General features: G+C 71.2%; 21 protein-coding genes. 9 read left to right on the forward strand and 12 right to left on the reverse strand.

Annotation, left to right across the window (positions count from 1 at the left end):
* The first annotated feature begins 20 nt into the window (after positions 1 to 20).
* On the forward strand, positions 21 to 983 hold the full coding sequence (locus OG439_RS21695) for a helix-turn-helix transcriptional regulator (RefSeq protein ID WP_326951171.1): 963 nt from the start codon (positions 21 to 23) through the stop codon (positions 981 to 983).
* Positions 984 to 1,015: 32 nt separating this feature from the next.
* Here OG439_RS21695 and OG439_RS21700 read toward each other — a convergent pair whose 3' ends face one another.
* The 3 genes from OG439_RS21700 to OG439_RS21710 form a co-directional block, all read right to left on the reverse strand.
* Positions 1,016 to 1,375 (reverse strand): hypothetical protein, encoded by a 360-nt coding sequence (locus tag OG439_RS21700; protein WP_247054020.1) that lies wholly within the window; start codon positions 1,373 to 1,375, stop codon positions 1,016 to 1,018.
* 80 nt (positions 1,376 to 1,455) lie between these two features.
* Positions 1,456 to 1,956 carry a helix-turn-helix domain containing protein gene (locus OG439_RS21705; protein ID WP_247054022.1) on the reverse strand — a complete coding sequence of 167 codons (501 nt, stop codon included), beginning with the start codon at positions 1,954 to 1,956 and terminating at the stop codon, positions 1,456 to 1,458.
* A gap of 203 nt (positions 1,957 to 2,159) precedes the next feature.
* The gene (locus OG439_RS21710; RefSeq protein ID WP_326951172.1) at positions 2,160 to 3,743 is read right to left on the reverse strand and encodes an alpha/beta hydrolase; all 1,584 of its coding nucleotides are present in this window, start codon (positions 3,741 to 3,743) and stop codon (positions 2,160 to 2,162) included.
* Positions 3,744 to 3,936: 193 nt separating this feature from the next.
* Here OG439_RS21710 and OG439_RS21715 point away from each other — a divergent pair, with 193 nt between their 5' ends.
* Positions 3,937 to 4,626 (forward strand): DNA alkylation repair protein, encoded by a 690-nt coding sequence (locus OG439_RS21715; RefSeq protein ID WP_326951173.1) that lies wholly within the window; start codon positions 3,937 to 3,939, stop codon positions 4,624 to 4,626.
* A gap of 221 nt (positions 4,627 to 4,847) precedes the next feature.
* On the opposite strand, the gene pheT is transcribed toward OG439_RS21715, so the two are convergent.
* The 6 genes from pheT to infC form a co-directional block, all read right to left on the reverse strand.
* Positions 4,848 to 7,409 carry a phenylalanine--tRNA ligase subunit beta gene (pheT, locus tag OG439_RS21720; protein WP_326951174.1) on the reverse strand — a complete coding sequence of 854 codons (2,562 nt, stop codon included), beginning with the start codon at positions 7,407 to 7,409 and terminating at the stop codon, positions 4,848 to 4,850.
* A complete protein-coding gene (gene pheS / locus OG439_RS21725; protein ID WP_247054031.1) occupies positions 7,409 to 8,473 on the reverse strand; it encodes a phenylalanine--tRNA ligase subunit alpha in 1,065 nt (354 codons plus the stop codon). Before pheS ends, pheT begins: the two co-directional genes overlap by 1 nt.
* Before the next feature lie 434 nt (positions 8,474 to 8,907).
* Complete coding sequence (locus OG439_RS21730) at positions 8,908 to 9,696, reverse strand: TrmH family RNA methyltransferase (RefSeq protein ID WP_326951175.1); 789 nt, start codon at positions 9,694 to 9,696, stop codon at positions 8,908 to 8,910.
* A gap of 23 nt (positions 9,697 to 9,719) precedes the next feature.
* Entirely contained in the window at positions 9,720 to 10,094 is a 375-nt protein-coding gene (gene rplT, locus OG439_RS21735) for a 50S ribosomal protein L20 (protein ID WP_247054033.1), read from the reverse strand.
* A gap of 63 nt (positions 10,095 to 10,157) precedes the next feature.
* Positions 10,158 to 10,352 carry a 50S ribosomal protein L35 gene (rpmI, locus tag OG439_RS21740; protein WP_247054035.1) on the reverse strand — a complete coding sequence of 65 codons (195 nt, stop codon included), beginning with the start codon at positions 10,350 to 10,352 and terminating at the stop codon, positions 10,158 to 10,160.
* 69 nt (positions 10,353 to 10,421) lie between these two features.
* The gene (gene infC, locus OG439_RS21745; protein WP_247064421.1) at positions 10,422 to 11,042 is read right to left on the reverse strand and encodes a translation initiation factor IF-3; all 621 of its coding nucleotides are present in this window, start codon (positions 11,040 to 11,042) and stop codon (positions 10,422 to 10,424) included.
* 204 nt (positions 11,043 to 11,246) lie between these two features.
* Between infC and OG439_RS21750 the strand changes: the two genes are divergently transcribed.
* From OG439_RS21750 to OG439_RS21760, 3 genes are all read left to right on the forward strand, one after another.
* Positions 11,247 to 11,606 (forward strand): DUF1844 domain-containing protein, encoded by a 360-nt coding sequence (locus tag OG439_RS21750; protein ID WP_247054038.1) that lies wholly within the window; start codon positions 11,247 to 11,249, stop codon positions 11,604 to 11,606.
* Between the two features lie 628 nt (positions 11,607 to 12,234).
* A complete protein-coding gene (locus OG439_RS21755; RefSeq protein WP_326951176.1) occupies positions 12,235 to 12,879 on the forward strand; it encodes a GntR family transcriptional regulator in 645 nt (214 codons plus the stop codon).
* Entirely contained in the window at positions 12,876 to 13,871 is a 996-nt protein-coding gene (locus OG439_RS21760) for a 1-aminocyclopropane-1-carboxylate deaminase (RefSeq protein ID WP_326951177.1), read from the forward strand. The genes OG439_RS21755 and OG439_RS21760 overlap by 4 nt, the downstream gene beginning before the upstream one ends.
* A gap of 37 nt (positions 13,872 to 13,908) precedes the next feature.
* Here OG439_RS21760 and OG439_RS21765 read toward each other — a convergent pair whose 3' ends face one another.
* From OG439_RS21765 to OG439_RS21775, 3 genes are read right to left on the reverse strand one after another with little or no spacing between them, the layout of a single operon-like run.
* Entirely contained in the window at positions 13,909 to 14,292 is a 384-nt protein-coding gene (locus tag OG439_RS21765; protein WP_323337905.1) for a RidA family protein, read from the reverse strand.
* Complete coding sequence (locus OG439_RS21770; RefSeq protein WP_326951178.1) at positions 14,292 to 15,050, reverse strand: IclR family transcriptional regulator; 759 nt, start codon at positions 15,048 to 15,050, stop codon at positions 14,292 to 14,294. The genes OG439_RS21765 and OG439_RS21770 overlap by 1 nt, the downstream gene beginning before the upstream one ends.
* Entirely contained in the window at positions 15,047 to 16,018 is a 972-nt protein-coding gene (locus tag OG439_RS21775; protein WP_326951179.1) for a sugar kinase, read from the reverse strand. The genes OG439_RS21770 and OG439_RS21775 overlap by 4 nt, the downstream gene beginning before the upstream one ends.
* A 113-nt stretch (positions 16,019 to 16,131) precedes the next feature.
* Between OG439_RS21775 and OG439_RS21780 the strand changes: the two genes are divergently transcribed.
* From OG439_RS21780 to OG439_RS21795, 4 genes are all read left to right on the forward strand, one after another.
* Positions 16,132 to 17,439: an amino acid deaminase gene (locus tag OG439_RS21780; protein ID WP_326951180.1), complete on the forward strand. Its 1,308-nt coding sequence runs from the start codon at positions 16,132 to 16,134 to the stop codon at positions 17,437 to 17,439.
* Positions 17,439 to 19,034: an N-acyl-D-amino-acid deacylase family protein gene (locus OG439_RS21785; protein ID WP_326951181.1), complete on the forward strand. Its 1,596-nt coding sequence runs from the start codon at positions 17,439 to 17,441 to the stop codon at positions 19,032 to 19,034. Before OG439_RS21780 ends, OG439_RS21785 begins: the two co-directional genes overlap by 1 nt.
* Positions 19,031 to 20,419, forward strand: coding sequence for a GntP family permease (locus tag OG439_RS21790; protein ID WP_247054053.1), 1,389 nt, complete (start codon positions 19,031 to 19,033; stop codon positions 20,417 to 20,419). The genes OG439_RS21785 and OG439_RS21790 overlap by 4 nt, the downstream gene beginning before the upstream one ends.
* Before the next feature lie 78 nt (positions 20,420 to 20,497).
* Positions 20,498 to 21,625, forward strand: coding sequence for a lactonase family protein (locus OG439_RS21795; protein ID WP_326951182.1), 1,128 nt, complete (start codon positions 20,498 to 20,500; stop codon positions 21,623 to 21,625).
* The last annotated feature ends 5 nt before the right edge of the window (positions 21,626 to 21,630 follow it).

Raw genomic sequence — 21,630 nt, forward strand, 5'->3', positions numbered from 1 at the left:
GCACTTGGGATGCTGTGCCGATGACGGACACCCCGGCGCGGCTGCTCGGACTGCTCTCGCTGCTCCAGACCCCACGGGAGTGGCCGGGCAGCGAACTCGCCGACCGGCTCGGGGTCAGCCCGCGCACGATCCGCCGTGACGTCGAGCGGCTGCGCGAACTCGGCTACCCGGTCGAAGCCAGCCGCGGGGTCACCGGTGGCTATCGGCTGATCGCCGGCACCGCGATGCCGCCCCTCGTGCTCGACGACGACGAAGCCGTCGCGATCGCCGTGGGCCTGCGGACCGCCGCGGGCCAGGCCGTCGACGGGATCGAGGAAGCGTCCGTGCGGGCGCTGGCCAAACTCGAGCAGATCCTGCCCGCGCGGTTGCGCCGCCGGGTGGGCACGATCGGCACGGCGACCGTCGCGGTGCCGGCCACCGGCCCCGTCGTCGACCCCGCGCAGCTGACCGTGTTCGCCGGCGCGATCACCAACAACGAGACGGTCCGGTTCCGCTACCACTCGGGCGACGGGACCGAGTCCCGTCGCCGGGCCGAGCCGCTCCGGCTGGTCGCCACCGGACGGCGCTGGTACCTGGTCGCCTTCGACCTCGACCGGGACGACTGGCGGGTCTTCCGCGTCGACCGGGTCCACGACGCCGAGGCGACCGGCGGGCGCATCGCCCCGCGCCGGCCACCCGCGACGGACCTGGCGGCCTACGTCCTCGAACGGCTCTACGACCTCGTGCCCACCTACCGGGCGGTGGCCACGCTGGCCGCGACGGCCGACGAGATCACCCCGCGCCTGGGCACGGCGGTCGGCGAGCTGACGCCGCTGCCGGACGGTGGCTGCCGCTGGCACAGCCACGGGGACACCCTGGACTGGCTCGCGTTCCGCCTGCTCGGGCTGGGGTGCGCGTTCACGGTCGAGGAGCCGCCGGAACTGGTGGCCCGCCTGGAGGTCCTCGCCGCCCGCGCGCTGGCGGGCGCGGGCGCGGGTGGCTGATCCGCGGCGGTCCGGGTTCCCCGGCACGGAACTCACTCCGCACCGCCCGAGGGCGGGTACACGGTGGCGTCCTGCGGGTCGTAGAGGACCATCCCGTGCCGCCCGGCCAGCTCCTGGACGTACGACACGACGGCGTCGGGAGCGGACCAGCTCAGCGACATGACCACGCCGTCACCGGCGACGGTCAAGGCGCACGACCACGGGCAGCTGCCGAGGTCCTCGACCGGCACATCGGTCAATTCCGGGTAGCGGGCCGTCAGCTCCCGGTGGTAGGCGACGGCCCGGGGGTGCAGCGGGATCACCACCGGTTCGGGGGACGTCAACGCGGCGTACTTGCGGGCCGCTTCTTCGGCGGCCGTGGGCTGGTGCCACACGGCGAGATCGAAACTCATCAGGACAACTCCGGTGGGTGAAGGAAACGGGACGGCCGCGATGGCGGGCCGGTCCGGAGTGGACCGGCCCGCCACCGTGCTCAGCCCGGTTCACCCCCGTCCAGGTCCACACGACGGCTCGGCGGCACGGGGAGGTAGCAGCCCGGGTTCTCCGGGTCGCAGCCCACGCGCGGCAGCCGGGAGCGGATGCCACCGGGGGTGCGCTCGAAGTAGGCGGCGATCTCCGTGACGCTCTCGCCTGCCAGCCACCGGCTCTCCAGCTCCGCGTCCATCTCGTCGTTCCACGGGCGGCCTTGCTGGGCGGCCCGGGCCGCGGATCTTCGCCGCGACGACCGGCCGGCGCCGGTCGTCGCGGACAGCAGGCCGTCGGCGACCAGGTCGGCCACCGTGGCCGCCACGGCGACGTCCAGGTCGAGGCTGCCCTCGGCGACCGGTTCGCCCTCGGGACCGCCGGCTTCCAGGGTGATCATCACCCTGGTGTTCGGTTCGGCGCGGTCTTCGTCCGTCCTGGTGGCGACCGCGATCTGGTAGATGATCTCCTGTGCCCGGATCTCGGTCCGGCGCTCTTCGATGATCGACATGCCGTGAAGCTAGCGCGCACCCCCGACAATTTTCGGCCACGCGCTGCTCACGGCCGACTCCGCTCCGAAATTGTCGGCCCCCTCCCCTAGCGTCCTCGTCGACCACACCACGTCACCGGGAGGCCACGATGCGACACCTGCGGACAAGACGGTGCCCCGGTCCGGACGAGCCGGACCGGGGCACTGACCCACGTCGATTCCGCTCAGAAGTGCAGCAGCTGAGCCAATGTGCGCTGCTTCTCCTGGGCCGCCTTCGCGGTGTTGTCCGACTTCTGCGCGGCGGCGCCGTCGGGCACCGGCGGCGGAACCGGGCTGCACTGGACGTCGGAGTGGTTGCCGGGCCGGCGCGCCGGCAGCGTTCCGTTCGCCAGGTAGTCGGCGATCTTGTCGTCCACACAGGACACCCCGGACAGCGAACCGGCGTGCGTGGTGCCGCCCGGCGCGCTGATCAGGCTCGAGTTCGGGAACCGCTTGCGGACCTCGAGGCTGCCGGCGTACGGCGTCGCGGCGTCGAGCTCTTCGCTGATGAGGAGCGCCCCGGCGACCTTGCTGCCGTTGATGTCGACGGGCTTGCCCGCCTTTGCCGGCCAGAACACGCAGGGCGCGTTGAACCAGGCGTTGCCCCAGGTCTCGAACGGGGCCTTGGCGTAGGTCAGCCAGTTGTCGACCCGCCACTTGTTCCAGCTGGTCGGCCACTGGGTGTCGGTGCACTGCACACCCAGGTAGACGGCGAAACCGTTGTCGTCGCCGGGCGGGTTCGAGTCGTCGTAGAGCGCCTTCAGCGTCTGCCAGTCACCCTTGTGGACGAAACCGTCGAACGCCTTGGCCATGTCGACCCAGCCGAAGACGTAGTAGCCGGCCTGCAGGAAGACGTCGGTCCACTCGTCACCGCCGATCACCCCGCCCGCCGGGTTCTTGGCGAGCTTGCGCTGGGTGTCGTACCAGAGCTTCTCCACCGCGGAACCGGTCTTGCCCAGGTGGTAGACGCTGTCGTAGGACGCCAGCCAGTCGAAGTAGATCTTGATGTTCTTGTCGAACGCGACGTCCTGGTCGAGGTTGGCCTGGTACCAGACCTTCCGCGGGTCGACGTTGCCGTCGAGCACCATCCGGCGGACGTTCTTCGGGTACATCGTGCTGTACACCTGGCCGAGGTAGGTGCCGTAGGAGAAGCCGTAGTAGTTGATCTGCTTCTCGCCCAGCGCCTTGCGCAGGCTGTCCATGTCCTGCGCGACGTCGGTCGTCTTCAGGTGGTCGAGGATCGCGCCGTTCTTGCGGCACGCCTGCGCGTAGCCCTTCGAGCGGTCGAGCCAGGTCTTCTCCAGCTTCGGCGAGGTCGGCACGTACGCCGGCCGGTCGTAGCTGAAGTAGTTGCCGTCACAGCTGATCGCGGGCTTGCTGGAGCCGACGCCCCGCGGGTCGAAGCCGATCCAGTCGTAGTTGTCCCCCGCGTGGTTCGGCACGTACTTGCCGAGCACCGAGAGCCCGAGGCCGGACCCGCCGGGGCCGCCCGGGTTCACCAGCATGATCCCTTGGGACTGCGCGGTCTTGTGCTTGATCCGCGACACCGCGACGGAGACCTTCGCCCCGCCCGGCTTCGCATAGTCCATCGGCACTTCGAGGAAGCCGCACTCGGCGCCCGCCGCCTTGAGGCTCGCCGAGTCGCAGGGCCCCCAGGCGATCGGCGCGGGGCTGAACTGCACCCCGGGGTCCGCCGACGCGGCGGGTGCGGCGGCCAGCAGCCCGGCCGCGAGCCCCACGGCGGCGACAGCGGCAACGATTCTTTTCACAGTCGTCCTTTTCGTCCGCATTCGACAGAGTTCGCCGGATTTCGCCGAAACTACCGGCAACCCTGCACAATCTCGCTGACCGCCACGACTTCCGCCATCCGCCTTTCGTCGGGACCTCCCCCGATCGGCGAGCACCCGGAACCGTCGGTGGCCGCCGGTACGCTCCGGGCGACCGGGGACGACGGGAGGACGGATGACCACGGACGAACGGCTGGTCAAGGCCGTCCGCGCCGGGCTGGCCGAGCTGGGCGATCCGGTGAAGGCACCCCAGATGCGGGCGTACATGAAGTCGGCCATGCCGTATCGCGGAGTGGCCAAACCGGAGCGGAGCGTGCTTCTCAAGCGGGTGCTCGCCGACCACATATTGCCCGATCGAGTGACATATTCGGCGACGATCCTGGCGTTGTGGCGGGACGCGGAATTCCGGGAGGAGCGGTACGCGGCGGTCAATCTTTCCGGCTATCGCGCCTACCGGTCGTGGCAGGATCCCGGACTGATCCCGATGTACGAGGAAATGATCGTCACGGGGGCGTGGTGGGACCACGTCGACGAACTGGCGATCCGGCGGGTGGGCCCGATCCTGCGTTCCGCCCGCGGCGAGATCACGCCGATCATGCTGCGCTGGGCGGCCGACGAGGACCTCTGGCGGCGGCGCACGGCGATCATCTGCCAGGTCGGCGCGAAGGAGGACACCGACACCGACCTGCTGACCCGGGCGATCGAACCCGCGATCGCCGAGCCGGAGTTCTTCCTGCGCAAGGGAATCGGCTGGGCGCTGCGCGACTACGCGAAGACGTCACCGGACTGGGTGCGGTCCTTCGTGGACGATCACCCCGGCCTGTCGGGGCTGTCGCGCCGGGAGGCGCTCAAGCACATCGGGTGACGTTCGGCTTCGAAGAGGTGCCCGGCACCGCGACACCTACGGCCAACCGGTGTGCCCGGACGGTCGGGTCGCGTACCCGGAGAGTCGGCTCACGTACCTGGAGGGTCGGGTCGCGTACCTGGAGGGTCGCTTACGTTCTGGTGCGGATGGTCGGCCGGATGTGCGGGGCCGAACGCGAAAGAGGGGCCGGTTTCCCGGCCCCTCCTCGAGAGCGTCGTGCGTCAGCGCAGGGTCGCTTCGAACCGTTCGCCCGCCGCGGCGACCGCGGCGTCGCGGGCCTTGGTCGCCTCGTCGACGGTCAGCGTCCGGTCCGGGGCGCGGAAGCGCAGCTTGTAGGCCAGCGATCGCTTGCCCTCGCCGACCTGCTCGCCGGCGTAGACGTCGAACAGCGTGATGTCCTCGAGCAGCTCGCCCGCCCCGGTGCGCAGCACCGCGGCCAGGTCACCCGACGGGACGTCCGCGGCCGCGACCAGCGCGACGTCGAGCAGCACCGGCGGGTAGCCGGACACGCTCGGCGCCGGCCGGGAGTCCGGCAGCGGGATCGCGTCGAGGTCGAGCTCCATCGCCACGGTGCGCGGCGGCAGGCCGAGCGCCTCGACGACCTTGGGGTGCAGCTCGCCCGCGTGGCCGACCGGCCAGTCGCCGACCCGCAGCTGGGCGCAGCGGCCCGGGTGCCACGGCGGCAGGTCGGTGGCCTGCGTGGTCAGCTCGACCCCGGCGGCCTCGGCGATCGTCCGGGCGGCCTGCACCGCGTCGGCCCAGCTCGCCTGCTCGCCCCCGCCCCACCAGCCGGCGCGGTGACGCTGACCGGCGAGCACGACGGCGACGTGCAGCGGCTGCTTCGGCACGGCCTCTTCGAGAACGGCCAGTTCTTCGTCGGTCGGGCGGCGGTCGACGCCGAGCACCGGGACCTTCAGCGGGTTCGGCGCGGGCAGCACGACCTGGCCGACGTGGAACAGCGCCACGTCCTTCATCCCGCGCGACACGTTGCGCTGCAGCGTGTCCAGCAGCCCCGGCAGCAGCGTGGTGGCCAGCTTGTTGCGCTCGGCCTCCAGCGGGTTGCGCACCACGACGGCGTTGCGGCGGACGTCGTCCGCCGGGAGCCCGAAGGCGTCCCACACCGCGTCGCCGACGAACGGGAACGGGCGCACCTCGACGTACCCGGCCTCGGCCAGCGCCCGCGCGACACCGCGGACGCGCCGCTGGCCGTCGGTCAGGCCGCGGCCGGCCGGGGCGGCGGGCAGCGTCGACGGGATGCTGTCGTAGCCCTCGAGCCGCAGCACCTCTTCGACGAGGTCGGCAGGCTGGCGCAGGTCGCCGCGCCAGCTCGGCGGGATCGCGGTGACGAGGCCGGTGCCGTCGTCGCCCGTGCTGACCGTGACCTTGCAGCCGATCTGGCTGAGCCGCCGCACGGTCACGCCGCGCTGGTAGCTCACGCCCGCGACCTTGTCGGGCAGGTTGATCGGCATCCGGACCGGCGGGTTGGGCTCGACCGTGCCCTCGTCGGTGCGGCCGGGCCGGATGGCGGCGTCGCCGTACTGCCGCAGCAGCCGGGCGGCCAGCTCGACCGCCGGCCCGCACAGCTGCGGGTCGGTGAACCGCTCGAACCGCTTGGCCGCCTCGGAGAACAGCTTGTGGCGCCGTGCCGTGCGGCTGATCGACGCCGGGTTCCAGTGCGCCGCCTCGAGCAGCACGTCCGTGCTCTCCGGCGTGATCTCGGTGCTCGCGCCACCCATGGTGCCGGCCAGCGAGATGACGCCGCTGTCGTCGGCGATCACCACGTCGTCCGGGTCGAGCGTGCGCTCGACGTCGTCCAGGGTGGTCAGCTTCTCGCCCGGCTTCGCCTTGCGCACCACCAGGTCGCCCTGGATGGCCTTGGTGGCGAACGCGTGCAGCGGGTGCCCGAGCTCGAGCATCACGTAGTTGGTGACGTCGACGGCCAGGGAGATGGAGCGGATGCCGGCCAGCATCAGCCGCCGCCGCATCCACCACGGGGTCGGCGCGGTCGAGTCCAGGCCGGTGACCCGGCGCAGCACGAACCGCGGGCAGCCCTCGGGGTCCTCGACGCGGACCGGCCAGGCGTCACCTTCGGCCGCCGGGACCTCCAGCAGTGCCGGGTCGCCGAAGGGCACGTCGAGGGCGTTCGACAGCTCGCGCGCCAGGCCGCGGACCGACAGCGCGTAGCCGCGGTCCGGGGTCGGCGCGAGCTCGATCACCGTGTCGTTCAGGGCGAGCAGCTCCTGGGCGTCGTCGCCCGGGCTCGCGGTGCCCGGCGGCAGCACCAGGATGCCGGTGTGGTCCTCGCCGAGGCCGAGCTCGCGCGCCGAGCAGATCATGCCGTCGCTGATGCGGCCGTAGGTCTTGCGGGAGGCGATGGCGAAGTCGCCCGGCAGCACCGCGCCGGGCAGCGCGACGACGACCAGGTCGCCCTCGGTGAAGTTGCGCGCGCCGCAGATGATGCCGCGGGTCCTGATGCCGTGCGGGCCCTCGTCGAACTCGCCCGACTCGTCCTCGTCCTCGTCCTCGTCGTCGTCTTCGGGCTCGTCGTCGTCCTCGGCGACCTCGCCGACGTCGACGCGGCAGAAGCGCACCGGCTTCTTGAACTCGGTCAGTTCCTCGATCTCGGCCACGCGGCCGACGACCAGCGGACCGGTCACCGGCCCGAGCTCGCGGAGGTCGTCGACCTCGATCCCGATCCGGACGAAAGCGTCGGCCAGGTCCTGTGGCGTGATCTCCTCGCCCACGTCGAGGTGTTCGGTCAGCCAGCTGACTGGGACTCGCACTACGCCTCCGTTCCGAAGGGAAGGGTGAAGCGGACGTCGCCTTCCACCATGTCGCGCATGTCCGGGATCCCGTTGCGGAACTGCAGGGTGCGCTCGATGCCCATGCCGAAGGCGAAGCCCGAGTACACCTCGGGGTCGACGCCGCAGGCGCGCAGGACGTTCGGGTTGACCATGCCGCAGCCGCCCCACTCGACCCAGCCGGGGCCGCCCTTCTTCTCCTCGAACCAGACGTCCACCTCGGCGGACGGCTCGGTGAACGGGAAGAAGTGCGGGCGCAGCCGGGTCTTGGAGTTCTCGCCGAACATCGCGCGGGCGAAGGCGTCCAGCGTGCCCTTGAGGTGCGCCATGGTGATGCCCTTGTCCACCGCGAGGCCCTCGACCTGGGTGAACACCGGGGTGTGGGTCGAGTCGAGCTCGTCGGTGCGGTACGTCCGGCCGGGGCACACGACGTACACGGGCAGGTCGCGGTGCAGCAGGGTGCGGGCCTGGACGGGCGAGGTGTGCGTGCGCAGCACCAGGCCGGAGTCCTCCTCGCCGACGTAGAACGTGTCCTGCAGCTGCCGCGCGGGGTGGTCCTTGCCGAAGTTCAGCGCGTCGAAGTTGAACCACTCGGCTTCGAGCTCCGGGCCTTCGGCGACCTCGTAGCCCATCGCGATGAACGCGTCGGCGACGCGCTCGGAGACGGTGCTGATCGGGTGCCGGGCACCGCGCGGCACGCGGTCCCACGGAAGGGTGACATCGACGGCTTCTTCGCGCAGCACGCGCTCGTCGCGCTCCACCTGGAGCTCGGCGCGGCGGGTGTCGAAGGCCGACTGGACGGCCTGGCGGGCCTCGTTGACGCGCTTGCCGGCCTCGGCCTTCTCCTGCTTGGGCAGGGCGCCGATCTCGCGGCGCGCCAGCAGCAGCGGCGAGTGGTCACCGAGATGCGCGGGCTTGACCTCGGCCAGCGCATCGAGCCCGGTCGCGGCGGCGAACGCCGCTTCGGCGGCCTTGACCGCCTCCTGCAGCGTCTCGGGGGCGAGAACCGCGCCGCCCTGGGCTTCCTTCTCCTTGGCTCCGGACATAACTCCTCGGCGTCCGCTGGGACTGGTCGTTCGTGCTCCGCCGGACAACGCGGCGCACGAGAGGTCAAAGGCAAGAAAAGTCTATGGGATCGGGTCAGGGCGCCCTTGGTCGCCCTCGCCCCGTGCCGGCGCACACCCGGGTAAGGGCCTGACAGGACTGAACGATGACCAGGCCGGGCCGCCGGGAATCCGGTCGCGCGGGGTGAAACCACTGGTCTGCGCGCGGCGTGTGTCCGGTAGGCGGACACCGGCACGATCGACCGCCGGGACGCCGCGAAGGGGGCCACGGTGGGACGGGCGGCGGGTTCGGCCGCCGCGGCACCACGAAAGGAGGCCGTGGTGGGACGGGCAGTGGGGTCGGCCGCCGCGGCGCCACAAAACGAGGCCGTGGTGGGACGGGCGGTGGTCTCGCTGAGCGGGCGATGGGCCACGCCTCAGCGGCGGGCCGCCATCGCGCTCGTGTAGACGCAGACCGCCGCCGCCGTGGCCAGGTTGAGGCTCTCCGCCTTGCCGTACAGCGGGATGCGGACCGCCAGATCCGTCTCGGCCAGAACCGCTTCCGAAAGGCCGTGGGCCTCGTTGCCGAATACCCAGGCCGTCGGCTCGGTCAGGTCCACCCGATCGAGTTCGGCGTCGGCGTAACCGTGGGCCGCGTACGTGCGCAGGCCCGCCGCCGAACAGGCCTTCAGCGCGGCCGAGACGTCCCGGACGCGGGTGATCGGGAGGTGGAACAGGCTGCCCGCGGCCGCTCGGACGCACTTGCCGTTGTGGGGGTCGACCGTGTCGCCCGCCAGGACGACGGCGTCGGCGCCGGCCGCGTCCGCCACGCGGATCACCGTGCCCGCGTTGCCCGGGTCGGCGATGTCCACCAGCACGACCACCAGCCGGGCGCCCGGGGTCACGGCCGTCTCGAGTGGACGGTCGAGCAGAGCGCAGACCGCCACGATGCCTTGGGGCGTCACGGTTTCCGACAGGCCGTCCGCGGCGCGGTCGGTGATCGGCGAGACCGGGACGCCGGCCGCGCGGGCGGCGTCGACCAGGTTCGCGTGCTGGGCGGCCGCGCGCGACGTCACGAACAGCTCGTGCACCGTTCCGTCCGCCAAGGCGGCTTCGACGGCGTTGGCGCCTTCGGCCAGGAACCGGCCGGTCTTGTCCCGGTCCGCGCGCCGGGTCAGCTTGCGCGCAGCAACGACCCGGGGGGTCCTTTCGGTGAACGGATCCACCCCGGGTCGGGGAAAGCTGCCGGTCAGGCCGACTTCGCTTCGGTGTTCACGTTGGCCTTGGCGAGCTCGGCCAGCGCGGTGAAGGCGACGGCGTCGTTGACGGCGAGGTCCGCGAGGATCTTGCGGTCGACCTCGACACCCGCGGCCTTGATGCCCTGGATGAACCGGTTGTAGGTCACGCCGTTCTCGCGGGCGGCCGCGTTGATGCGGGTGACCCACAGGCGACGGAAGTCACCCTTGCGGGCACGACGGTCCCGGTAGGCGTAGTTGAGCGAGTGAAGCGTCTGCTCCTTGGCCTTGCGGTACAGCCGCGAACGCTGGCCGCGGTAGCCGCTGGCCAGTTCGAGAGTTGCGCGACGCTTCTTCTGGGCGTTGACCGCCCGCTTGACGCGTGCCACGGGTCCATCCTGTCGATCTCAGGGGGCGAAGGGGCGCCCCGGGTGGTTAGAGCAAGTCGATGGTCAGCGGCCGAGGAGGCGCTTGACGCGACCGGTGTCGGGCTTGGCGATCTCGGTGGTGCCCTCGAGCCGGCGCGTGAGGCGGTTGGACTTCTTCTCCATCAGGTGCCGGCGGCCGGCCTTCTGACGGCGCAGCTTGCCCGTGCCCGTGACGCGGACGCGCTTGGACGTGCCGCTGTGGGTCTTCATCTTCGGCATTTCAGTCCTCTTTCGTGCGGCGGCTCACCGGAGACTCCGGTGAGCCGCTGACATGTGCTGGTCGGCGCCTTACGCCTCGGGGACCGATTCGGGAACCGGCTCGACCTTGGCCTTCGGCTTCACGTTCTTGTGCGGGGCCAGCACCATGATCATGTTGCGACCGTCCTGCTTGGCCGACGACTCGACGAAGCCGAGCTCCGTGACGTCTTCGGCGAGCTTCTGCAGCAGCCGGTAGCCGAGCTCCGGCCGGGACTGCTCGCGACCGCGGAACATGATCGTGACCTTGACCTTGTTGCCTGCCGCCAGGAAGCGCGACACGTGACCCTTCTTGGTCTCGTAGTCGTGCTGATCGATCTTGGGGCGCAGCTTCTGTTCCTTGATGACGGTCAGCTGCTGGTTGCGACGCGACTCGCGGGCCTTCTGCGCGCTCTCGTACTTGAACTTGCCGAAGTCCATGAGCTTGCACACCGGCGGGCGGGCCTGCGGCGCGACCTCGACGAGGTCGAGATCGTTCTCTTGCGCCAGGCGCAGCGCATCTTCGATCCGGACGATGCCGACCTGTTCACCGGCGGGTCCGACGAGTCGGACCTCCGGCACCCGGATTCGGTCGTTGATGCGTGTCTCGGAGCTGATGGGGCCTCCTTGGTCCGAGGAATGTTTCCTGTTCTCGTTTCGACCTGGTGCCCACATAGCGAAGGCCCCGACACCATTTCGGTGTGCGGGGCCCACTCTGTTTCCGATCGCATCCGGCCGCTAAGCCGGGTACTTCACCCTGGACTTGCAGTCCGGGCGAGACCGGACCCGGACACCTGAACGGTGACGCGGGTGGGAGCGGGGCTCCACTTGCCGCCCCCGATCGCTCGGGAGCTGGTCGCAGGTGGAAGAGTACCAGACGTGTCAGATCAACCCTCCGCACCGCCCCCGTATTCCCCCGAAGCCCGCCACCTGGAGGACATCCCCAGCGTGGAGGTGATCAGCCGCGCGGCCGTCATGCTGCTGTCGGCCGGGGCCGAACGCCTCGGCCTCGCCGACGCCGACCCGGACAACTCGCCGCACCGCGACCTCGACGAGGCGCGCCGCCTGATCACCGCGCTCGCCGGGCTCATCACCGCGTCCGCCGAATACCTCGGCCTGCACGCCGGCCCGTTGCGCGACGGTCTTCAGTCGCTCCAGAAGGCCTTCCGCGAGGCCTCGGCCGTCCCGGATGCTCCCGGTCAGGGCCCGGGCGAGAAGTACACCGGCCCCGTTTACTGACCGCACTTCCCGGCGGCCCCGCCCAAGAACAGCCCCCGCCCTCTCCGGGGGGGCGTCCCCAAGTCCAGTTTATCGGGGGTGCCCGACAGGACCCGGAAAAGGCGGCGGTCTGGGCTCGGTTGTCCACATCACGGGGTTCCTGTGGACAAGCATCCGGCACCCGTGGGCATCACGGACGGCTGGAGGCATGGCGGGCGGCCGGGGACACCGCGGGTGACTGGAGACGTCACGGGCGGATGGAGACATCGCAGCGGAAGTGCACCGCGATGCTCCGGTGTCCCGCTGAGTCTGGCTCGCCGACCGCGACCCGCACCAGCGGTGCACCAACACCAGCACCACACCAGCACCCCGCACCGCACCGCACCGCACCGCACCAGAACACGCACCCGCATCCAGCACCAGCACCGGCACCGGCACCGGCACCGGCACCGGCACCACGCCAGCACCACGCACCGCACGCACCCGCACCCAGCACCGGCACCCGGCACCGCGCCGGCACCCGGTCCCGGCATCCGGCATCCGGCATCCGGCATCCGGCATCCGGCATCCGGCATCCGACGCTAAGCGCCCGTCGCCAGGACGGCTTCGGGCTCGAAATAGTTGCCGGACGAGCCTTGCGACATCTAACATGTTAGATGTGAGTCTCTCGAAGATCAGTCGCCCGTTGCTGCGGGACGAGGCGTACGACCGCATCCGCCACGCGATCGTCGACGGTTCGCTGCCGCCCGGCGCCCCACTGCGCGACGCCGATCTGGCCGATCAGCTCGGCCTGTCGAGAGCCCCCATCCGCCAGGCGCTGCTGCGGCTGGCCGACGACGGACTCGTCGATTCCAAGCCGCAGAGCTACACCCGCGTCTCCGAGGTGATGTCCCCCGATGTCATCGACGCCCGCGAGATCGTCCGACTGCTGCACGAGTTCGCCGTCCGGCAGGCCGTGGCGAAGGTCGGCCGGGACGACGTCGCCGCGATGCGGGCGGCCAACGATCGCTTTGCCGCGGCGATCGAAGCCGGTGACGTCGCCGCCGCCGTCAAGGCCGACGACGAGCTGCACGATGTTCCCGTGCGGCTGGCCGGGAACGCCGCCGTGGCCGCCACTCTCGACCGCTACACGCCGCTGCTGCGCCGGCTCGAACACGCGCGGTTCAGCTCGGCGCTCGCCTGGAACTCGGTGGAACGCCACACGCGGCTCATCGACGCCCTCGAGAAGCGCGACACCGACACCGCCGTCTCCGTGATCTCGACCATCTGGACCGACCTGCTGGAGGACCGATGACCCTCGCCGACTTCCCGCGCTTCCCGTTGCTCTTCGGGCCGTCGCCGGTGCATCCCCTGGAGCGGCTCACGACCCACCTCGGCGGCGCGCAGGTCTGGGCCAAGCGCGAAGACGTCAACTCCGGGCTCGCGTACGGCGGCAACAAGACCCGCAAGCTGGAGTACCTCGTCGCCGACGCCCTGAAAGAAGGCGCCGACACGCTCGTCTCGATCGGCGGCGTCCAGTCCAACCACACCCGGCAGGTCGCGGCCGCCGCGGCGCGTGCCGGGCTGAAGGCCGTGCTGGTGCAGGAAAGCTGGGTCGACTGGCACGATCCGCTCTACGACAAGGTCGGCAACATCCAGCTCTCGCGGATTCTCGGCGCGGACGTCCGGCTGGTCGACGCCGGTTTCGGCATCGGGTTCAAGCAGGCATGGGAGGACGCCGTCGCCGAGATCGAGTCCGGCGGCGGGAAGCCGTACGCGATCCCGGCCGGTGCGTCGGATCACCGGCTCGGCGGGCTCGGCTTCGCGAACTGGATCGTCGAGCTGGAAGCGCAGGAGAAAGAACTGGGTGTCTTCTTCGATACCGTGATCGTCTGCTCGGTCACCGGGAGCACCCAGGGCGGGATGGTCGCCGGGACCGCACTAGGCAAACCCCGCCGCATCCTGGGCATCGACGCCTCCGCCAAGCCGGACGAGACCCGCGAGCAGGTCACGCGGATCGCGCGCGCCACCGCGGAGCTGATCGGCGCGGGCGAGATCGCGGACGTCGAGCTGGACGACCGGTACCACGCCGGGATCTACGGCATCCCCGACGCGTCCACTGTGGACGCCATCGAGACGTGCGCCCGGCTGGAGGGGATGATCACCGACCCGGTCTACGAAGGAAAGTCCATGGCTGGACTCATCGACCTGGTCGGCCGGGGTGAGATAGAACGCGGCTCGAACGTGCTCTACGCCCACCTCGGCGGGCAGCCCGCGATCAACGGCTATACGAGCGTCCTGGGCTGAGCGTCCCGGGGCCGGGCGAACCGGCCCCGGGAGAGGCTCAGTCCAGCACGCAGAGCACGTCGATCTCGACGAGCAGCTCGCCCGGGAGGCCGACGTACACCGTCGTGCGGGCGGCGTGCGGGCCCTCGCCGATGAGCTCGTTGTAGACCTCGTTGAACGGCGCGAAGTGCGCGGTGTCGGTGAGGTAGACGCGCACCATGATCGCGTCGGCGAGGCTCGAGCCCGCCTCCTTGAGCACGGCTTCGATGTTCTTGAACGTCTGGCGGGTCTGGCCCGCGACGTCGTCGCCGACGATCTCGTTCGTGGCCGGGTCGAAGGCCACCTGGCCCGCGACCTGCAACAGGTTTCCCTTGCGGACGGCCTGCGAGAACTTCGCCGGCGGCTTCGGCGCGTTCTCGGTGGAAACTGCCGTCTTGCTCATCAGTGCCCCTTTCCGTTCCCCGTCCATCCACTGTGGACGGAAGCTTCGTTCGTCGCGGCGCGCAGGTCCGGCACCAGCGCGAGCAGGCCTTCGTAGTCGAGCAGCACCTTCGGCACCGACATCGACGCGGCGGCCAGGACCTCGCCGTCCGCGCCGCGCACCGGCGCCGCGACGCAGTGGATGAAGTCCTCGTGCTCGGCGTTGTCGACGGCGTACCCGAGCTGGGCGACCCGGTCCAGCTCCGCGAGGTAGTCCTCGGGCGTGGTGATCGTGTTCGGCGTCAGCACTGGGTACTCCATGGACCGCGCGATCTCTTCCCGACGCGCCTGAGGCATCGCGGCGACCAGCACCTTCCCGACGGCGGTGCAGTGCAGCGGCGCGCGCTTGCCGACGCGGGAGTACATCCGCACCGAGTGGCGGCCCTCGTACTTGTCGATGTAGACGACTTCGCCGTCGTCGTAGCTGGCCAGGTGCACGGTGTGCCCGGTGCGGGCGTTGAGCGCGGCCAGCGCGGGCTGGGCGCTGCGCCGGACGTCGATCGAGTCGAGGGCCTGGTTCGCGAGGTCGAACATCGCGCTGCCGAGCCGGTAGTAGCGGGTGCCCTCGCGGCGGACGAAGTGGTGCTGCTCCAGGGTGCGCAGCAGGCGCAGCACCGTCGACTTGTGGACGCCGATCTCCTCGGCGAGGTCGTCGAGGGTGCGCGCGTCCTGCGCGATCGAGCTCAGCAGCGTCAGCGCGCGGTCCAGGCTTTGACTCAAGCGAGAACCCCCTCTCCCGTCAGCCTGGCCGAACGCCACTCGTCCGGGCCCGCGTTCAGCAGGGTATCCACGACCGTGCGCGGCAGCGGTACGCCGACGTCGTCGTGGGTGAGCAGGGTGGCGGCGGCCTGCAGGTGCCCGCGCCGGAGCCGTTCCAGGGGCGCGGCGCCGCGCAGGGTCGCGGCCAGGAAACCCGCGGCGAACGCGTCCCCGGCGCCCACCGGCTCGACGACGTCGACGCGCAACGCCGGCGCGAACAGCGGCTCGCCTTCGACGAGGGTCGCGCCGCGTTCGCCATGCTTGACGACCAGCGTGCGCGGGCCCGGCAGGAGGGCCCGCAGCGAAACCGGGTCGCCGGTCCCCCACACGTGCTGGGCTTCGTCGTCGCCGGTCAGGACGATGTCCGCCTGCCCGGCCAGTTCGGCGAGCAGGCGGGGGTCGCGGCCGGCCCACAGGGCGGGGCGCAGGTTGACGTCGAAGGAGACGAGCCGATCGCCGCGGGGCGCGTCCAGCAGCGCGCGCACCAGCGCGAGGCAGCTGTCGGACAGCGCCGGGGTGATGCCGGACAGGTGCAGCACGCGGACGCCGTCGAGATCGAGCCGATCCAGCAGCGACGGGCCCATGCCGGACGCCGCGGAGCCGGTGCGGTAGTAGCGGACGGGGCTGCCGCCGGCGCCGCTTTCCTTGACGTAGAGCCCGGTCGGGCGCACGGGGTCCACCGAACACGCGCTGACGTCGACGCCGGCCGCCGCGATCTCGCGCAGCATCGCGCGACCGAACGGGTCGTCGCCGACCGCGCTCACCCAGCCGCTCGGGACGCCGAGGGCGGGCAGGTGACAGGCCACGTTCGACTCGGCGCCGCCGATGGTGCGCGTCCACTGGCGCACCTCGTCCGGCGGGCCGGGTTCGGCGGGCACGAACAGCGCCATCGTCTCGCCGACACAGAGCACTTCGGGCCCGCTTGTCACTTTCCGTCTCCCCTGTCCTTCACCCCGTTGACCTGTGGCGACCCGGATGCTACACCTATGGCACTCAAAATGCGCAACAGTCGTTGCAACATACGCAACCGAGGTCGCCGCCGATGAACACACCCGCCCCTTGCTCGATCGACACCGCCGCGCTCGACGCCCTCCGCCAGGAGCGCGTCGACTGGCGGTTCCGCTCGGCCGCGCCCGCCCTGACCGGGCTCACGCTGGGCGAAGCCGCGGACCGGCGGCTCAACCTGTTCACCGACGGGTTCTTCGCGCCCTTCGTGGTGCTCGACGACGAAGCGCTCGAGCACAACCTTCGGACGATGGCCGCCTGGTGCGCCGCCCGCGGCGTCGTCCTCGCCCCGCACGGCAAGACGACGATGGCCCCGCAGCTGTTCGCCCGCCAGATCGAGCACGGCGCCTGGGGCATCACCTGCGCCAACGCCGGGCACCTGCGCATCTACCGCGCGTTCGGCGTCTCGCGGATCCTGCTGGCCAACCAGCTGCTCGACCCGAGCGGCCTGCGCTGGCTGGCCGCCGAGCTGGCCGCCGATCCCTCGTTCGAGTTCATCTGCTGGGTCGACTCGGTCCGCGGCGTCGAGCTGATGACCGAGGCTCTCGAAGGCACGAGCCGGCCGGTGGACGTCCTGCTCGAGCTGGGCGCCGACGGCGGCCGCACCGGCGTCCGCGACACGGCGACCGCGCTGGCCGTCGCGGAAGCCGTGCACGCCAGCCCGGCGCTGCGGCTGCGCGGCACCGGCGGTTACGAGGGCGCGCTCTCGCACGACACCGACGACGCCGCGCTCGCCAAGATCAGCTCCTACGTTGACGGTCTGCGCGAGCTCGCGATCACCTTCGCGGACAAGGGTCTCCTCGACGGCCAGATCATCGTCACCGCCGGCGGCAGCGCCTACTTCGACCAGGTCGCGAACGAGCTCACCAAGCCGTGGCCGGACGGTCTCGACGTGCTCCCGGTGCTGCGCAGCGGCGCCTACATCACCCACGACGACGGCTTCTACCGCGAGATCTCCCCGCTCGGCGAGCACCCGCGCATCGACGGCGTCGCGTCGTTCCGGCCCGCACTGCACGCCTGGGCCCAGGTGACGTCGAAGCCGTCGGACACCCTGGCGCTGCTGACCATCGGCAAGCGGGACGCGTCCTTCGACGAAGGCATGCCGGAACCGCAGCTGCGCCGCACCCCGCGTGGCCCCGCGGAACCGCTCGACGGCCACGTCATCGCGAAGATGAACGACCAGCACGCCTTCCTCACGCTGCCGGCGGGGTCGCCGGTCGAGGTCGGCGACTGGATCGGGCTCGGCCTCTCGCACCCGTGCACGGTGTTCGACAAGTGGCCGCTCCTGCCGGTGACGGCGGCCGACGGCGAAACCGTCGTCGACCTCGTCCGGACGTGGTTCTGATGGACGTCGTCTTCCGCGGCGCGCTGGTCGCCGACGGCACCGGGGACGCGCTCACGCGCCACGACGTCGGCATCACCGGCGGCCGGATCGCGAGCGTCGCGGAAGCCGGTTCGCTGGCCGGGAACCGGAACATCGACGCCGACGGCCTGGTACTCGCGCCCGGGTTCATCGACATGCATTCGCACTCCGACCTGCAGCTGCTGGCCAACCCGGACCACCCGGCCAAGATCACCCAGGGCGTCACCACCGAGGTGCTGGGCCAGGACGGGCTGTCCTACGCGCCGGTCGACGACGTCGTCCTCGCGGCGCTGCGCCAGCAGCTCGCGGGCTGGAACGACGACCCGGCCGGCTTCGACTGGAACTGGCGCTCGGTCGGCGAGTACCTCAACCGCCTGGACCAGGGCATCGCCGTCAACGCCGCGTACCTCGTGCCGCAGGGCACCGTGCGGATGCTCGCCGTCGGCTGGGACGACCGGCCGGCCACCGACGCCGAGCTGACGCGGATGAAGGAGCTCGTCGCGACCGGCCTGGCCGAGGGCGCGATGGGGATGTCGTCGGGCCTCACCTACACGCCGGGGATGTACGCGGACACCGGTGAGCTGGTCGAGCTGTGCCGCGTGGTCGGCGAGGGTGGCGGCTTCTACAGCCCGCACCACCGCAGCTACGGCAAGGGCGCCCTCGAGGCGTTCGCCGAGATGATCGACGTCTCCCGGCGGTCGGGCTGCCCGCTGCACCTGGCCCACGCGACGATGAACTTCTCGGTGAACAAGGGCAAGGCGCCCGACCTGCTGAAGCTGCTGGACGAGGCGCTCGACGACGGCTGCGACGTCACCCTCGACACCTACCCGTACCTGCCGGGCGCGACCTACCTGTCCGCGCTGCTGCCGAGCTGGGCCACCGAAGGCGGGCTCGACGCGACCCTGGCCCGGCTGTCCGATGTGGACACTCGCGAGCGGATCCGGGCCGAGATCGAGGGGTCCGGTTCGGACGGCGCGCACGGCGTCCCGATCGACTGGGACGCCATCGAGATCAACGGCGTCCGCAACGACCACAACGCCCACCTGGTGGGGCACAGTGTCGCCGGTTCGGCGCGCGCCGCGGGCAGCGAACCGGCGGCACTGTACTTCGACACGCTGCTCGACGAGCGCCTCGGCACGTCGTGCCTGATGCACGTCGGGCACGAGGAGAACGTCCAGGCGATCATGCGCCACCGGACGCACACCGGCGGCAGCGACGGCCTGCTCGTCGGCGCCCGCCCGCACCCGCGGGCCTGGGGCACGTTCCCCCGTTACCTGGCCCGGTACGTCCGTGAACTGGGCGTGCTGGACCTCGCCGAGTGCGTCGCCCACCTCACCGGGCGGGCCGCGCGGCGGCTGCGGCTGACCGACCGCGGGCTCGTCCGCGCCGGTTACGCCGCGGACCTGGTGCTGTTCGACCCGGACGCGGTCACCGACACCGCGACCTTCGACGACCCGCGGCAGGCCGCCGCGGGCATCACGCACGTGTTCGTCAACGGCGTCGCCGCCCTCGACGACGGCCGTCCCACCGGCGCCCTCGCCGGCCGATCCCTGCGCAATCCCGGGAGAACCCGATGATCCACTGGCTGCAACACACCACGGGCGGGCTCCTCACCCTCGCCGCCGTCTCGATCGCCCTGCTGTTGCTGCTGATCATCAAGGTCAAGGTCGAGCCGTTCATCGCCCTGATCGTGGTCAGCCTGCTCACCGCGCTGGCCGCCGGCCTGCCCGTCGGCACCCTGGTCGGCACCGCGCAGAAGACGTCGGACTCCTTGCTGGAGAAGGGATTCGGCAGCATCCTCGGGCACATCACCGCGATCATCGGGCTCGGCACCCTGCTCGGGTCGATCCTGGAGAAGTCCGGCGGCGCCCGCGTGCTGACGTCGTCGCTGCTGCGGGCGTTCGGCGAGAAGCGCGCGCCGCTGGCGATGGGCGTCTCGGGCCTGATCTTCGGCATCCCGGTGTTCTTCGACATCGGCATCTTCGTGCTCGCGCCGCTGGTCTACGCCGCCGCCAAGCAGGGTGGCCGCTCGCTGGTGCTCTACGCCCTGCCGCTGCTGGCCGGCCTGTCGATCACGCACGCGTTCCTGCCGCCGCACCCCGGGCCGGTCGCGGCCGCCGGGCTGCTGCACGTCGACCTCGGCTGGATCATCCTGATGGGGGCCATCTGCGGCATCCCGGCGTGGTTCGTCGGCGGCATCCTGTACTCGACGTGGATCGGCAAGAAGATCGACATCAAGATCCCCGAGGAGTTCGCGGACCTGGGCGGCGCCGACGACGAGCACGAGAACCCGCCGTCGCTCGGCCTGGTCGGCGGCATCATCGCGGTGCCGCTGGTGCTGATCCTGGCGGGCACGTTCGGCAGCATCTGGCTGCCCAAGGGCTCGACGCTAGCCGGGGTGGCCGCGTTCATCGGGACGCCCGCCGTCGCGCTGACCATCGCGGTGCTGCTGGCGTCGTGGCTGCTCGGGCACCGGCGCGGGATCAACGGCAAGCAGCTCGGTGAGCTGTCCGCCGCGGCGCTGCGGCCGGTCGCGATGATCCTGCTGGTCGTCGGCGCGGGCGCGTTCTTCGGCGCGGTGCTCTCGGCCACCGGCATCGGCACCGCCGTCGCCAAGTCGCTGGGGGACGCCGGCCTGCCGGTGATCCTCGCCTCGTACGTGATCAGCTGCGGCATGCGGATCGCCCAGGGATCCGCGACGGTGGCCATCGTGACCACGAGTGGCATCGTCGCGCCGACCGTCGCCGAGCTGCACTACTCCCAGGCGCAGCTGGCGCTCATCGTCGTGGCCATCTCGGCCGGGTCGATCATCGCCTCGCACGTCAACGACGGCGGGTTCTGGATCGTCTCGCGCTACTTCGGGATGACCGTGCCGGAGACGCTGAAGACGTGGACCGCGCTGGAGACCGTGCTTTCGGTGTCGGGCTTCGCGGTCGCCGCACTGGCCATGCTTGTGGTCTAGACCACAGCGGAATTTCCACTACACTGGACCGATACGCCGCCACGTTCGCCGTCACCGATACCCTTGGGAGACACCACGATGGCCGAGCTTTCCCGTCGCACGTTCCTCGGCGCGGCCGGTGCCGCCGGCGCCGCCACCGTCCTGGGCGCGCAGTTCGCGTCCGCCGCCGCGCAGGTCTGCACCGCTGGAGCCACCGTGTACGTCGGCAGTTACACCAGCGGAGCCGACGGCCACGGCCTGGACGTCACGAGCCGTTCCGGCGCCGCGCTGACCCAGGTCCGCACGGTGCCGGGGATCAGCGACACGTCCTGGTTCGGCCGCAGCGCCGACGGCAAGACGCTGTACGTCACCAACGAGGGCGACCCGAACGGGTTCGTCTCGGCGCTGAACATCACCGACGTCACGAACCCGAAGCTGCTCAACAAGGTTTCGACGAAGGGCAGCGCGCCGACGCACCTGAGCGTGCACTCGAGCGGGAAGTACGTGCTGGCGGCCAACTACGGCACCGGCAGCGTCGTCGTGCTGCCGATCCTGACGGGCGGGAAGCTCGGCGCGGCCACGGATCTGGCCCAGCACCAGGGATCCGACCGCGCGCCGAACGCGCACCAGGTCGTCAACGACCCGAGCGGGCGCTGGGTGCTCTCGGTCGACCTCGGCGCGGACTCGGTGTACGTCTACTCGCTCGACGTCGCCACCGGGAAGCTTTCGCAGCACCAGCAGCTGAAGCTGCCCACCGGCGCCGGGCCGCGGCACCTGGCGTTCGACCCCACCGGGAAGTTCGCCTACATCGTGCAGGAGCTGCGGCCCGAGATCACGGTGGCGAGCTGGGACGCGGCGACCGGCACGCTCAAGGCGCTGTCGGTCGTCCCGGCCGTGCCGGCGGGCAGCACCGGCGACCTGTACCCGGGCGAGATCGTCGTGTCACGCGACGGGAAGTTCGTCTACGCCACGGTGCGCGGGCCCAACACCCTGGCCACGTTCGCCGTCTCCGGCGGCGGCGCGACGCTCAGGCTGGTGTCCACTGTGTCCAGTGGCGGCAACTGGCCGCGGCACGTGTCCCTCGATCCCGCCGAGGCCTGGTTCTACGTCGCGAACCAGCGCTCCGGCACCGTCACCTGGCTGCCGCGCGACCCGGCCACCGGCCTGCCCGGCGCGGTCGCCGGCAGCCTGGCCGTCGGCAGCGTCAACTCCACTTACTTCGTCTGAGCACC

Source organism: Amycolatopsis sp. NBC_01307 (assembly GCF_035975215.1).
Taxonomy (GTDB): Bacteria; Actinomycetota; Actinomycetes; order Mycobacteriales; family Pseudonocardiaceae; genus Amycolatopsis.

What these genes read in the sequence shown, in the direction of transcription:
- OG439_RS21780 (WP_326951180.1), top strand. Translation starts at nt 16,132, where the DNA reads ATGAACACACCCGCCCCTTGCTCGATCGACACCGCCGCGCTCGACGCC.
- pheS (WP_247054031.1), bottom strand. Translation starts at nt 8,473, where the DNA reads ATGTCCGGAGCCAAGGAGAAGGAAGCCCAGGGCGGCGCGGTTCTCGCC.
- OG439_RS21790 (WP_247054053.1), top strand. Translation starts at nt 19,031, where the DNA reads ATGATCCACTGGCTGCAACACACCACGGGCGGGCTCCTCACCCTCGCC.
- OG439_RS21715 (WP_326951173.1), top strand. Translation starts at nt 3,937, where the DNA reads ATGACCACGGACGAACGGCTGGTCAAGGCCGTCCGCGCCGGGCTGGCC.
- OG439_RS21785 (WP_326951181.1), top strand. Translation starts at nt 17,439, where the DNA reads ATGGACGTCGTCTTCCGCGGCGCGCTGGTCGCCGACGGCACCGGGGAC.
- rpmI (WP_247054035.1), bottom strand. Translation starts at nt 10,352, where the DNA reads ATGCCGAAGATGAAGACCCACAGCGGCACGTCCAAGCGCGTCCGCGTC.
- OG439_RS21695 (WP_326951171.1), top strand. Translation starts at nt 21, where the DNA reads ATGACGGACACCCCGGCGCGGCTGCTCGGACTGCTCTCGCTGCTCCAG.
- OG439_RS21765 (WP_323337905.1), bottom strand. Translation starts at nt 14,292, where the DNA reads ATGAGCAAGACGGCAGTTTCCACCGAGAACGCGCCGAAGCCGCCGGCG.
- OG439_RS21700 (WP_247054020.1), bottom strand. Translation starts at nt 1,375, where the DNA reads ATGAGTTTCGATCTCGCCGTGTGGCACCAGCCCACGGCCGCCGAAGAA.
- OG439_RS21705 (WP_247054022.1), bottom strand. Translation starts at nt 1,956, where the DNA reads ATGTCGATCATCGAAGAGCGCCGGACCGAGATCCGGGCACAGGAGATC.
- OG439_RS21760 (WP_326951177.1), top strand. Translation starts at nt 12,876, where the DNA reads ATGACCCTCGCCGACTTCCCGCGCTTCCCGTTGCTCTTCGGGCCGTCG.
- OG439_RS21795 (WP_326951182.1), top strand. Translation starts at nt 20,498, where the DNA reads ATGGCCGAGCTTTCCCGTCGCACGTTCCTCGGCGCGGCCGGTGCCGCC.
- infC (WP_247064421.1), bottom strand. Translation starts at nt 11,042, where the DNA reads ATGTGGGCACCAGGTCGAAACGAGAACAGGAAACATTCCTCGGACCAA.
- OG439_RS21755 (WP_326951176.1), top strand. Translation starts at nt 12,235, where the DNA reads ATGTTAGATGTGAGTCTCTCGAAGATCAGTCGCCCGTTGCTGCGGGAC.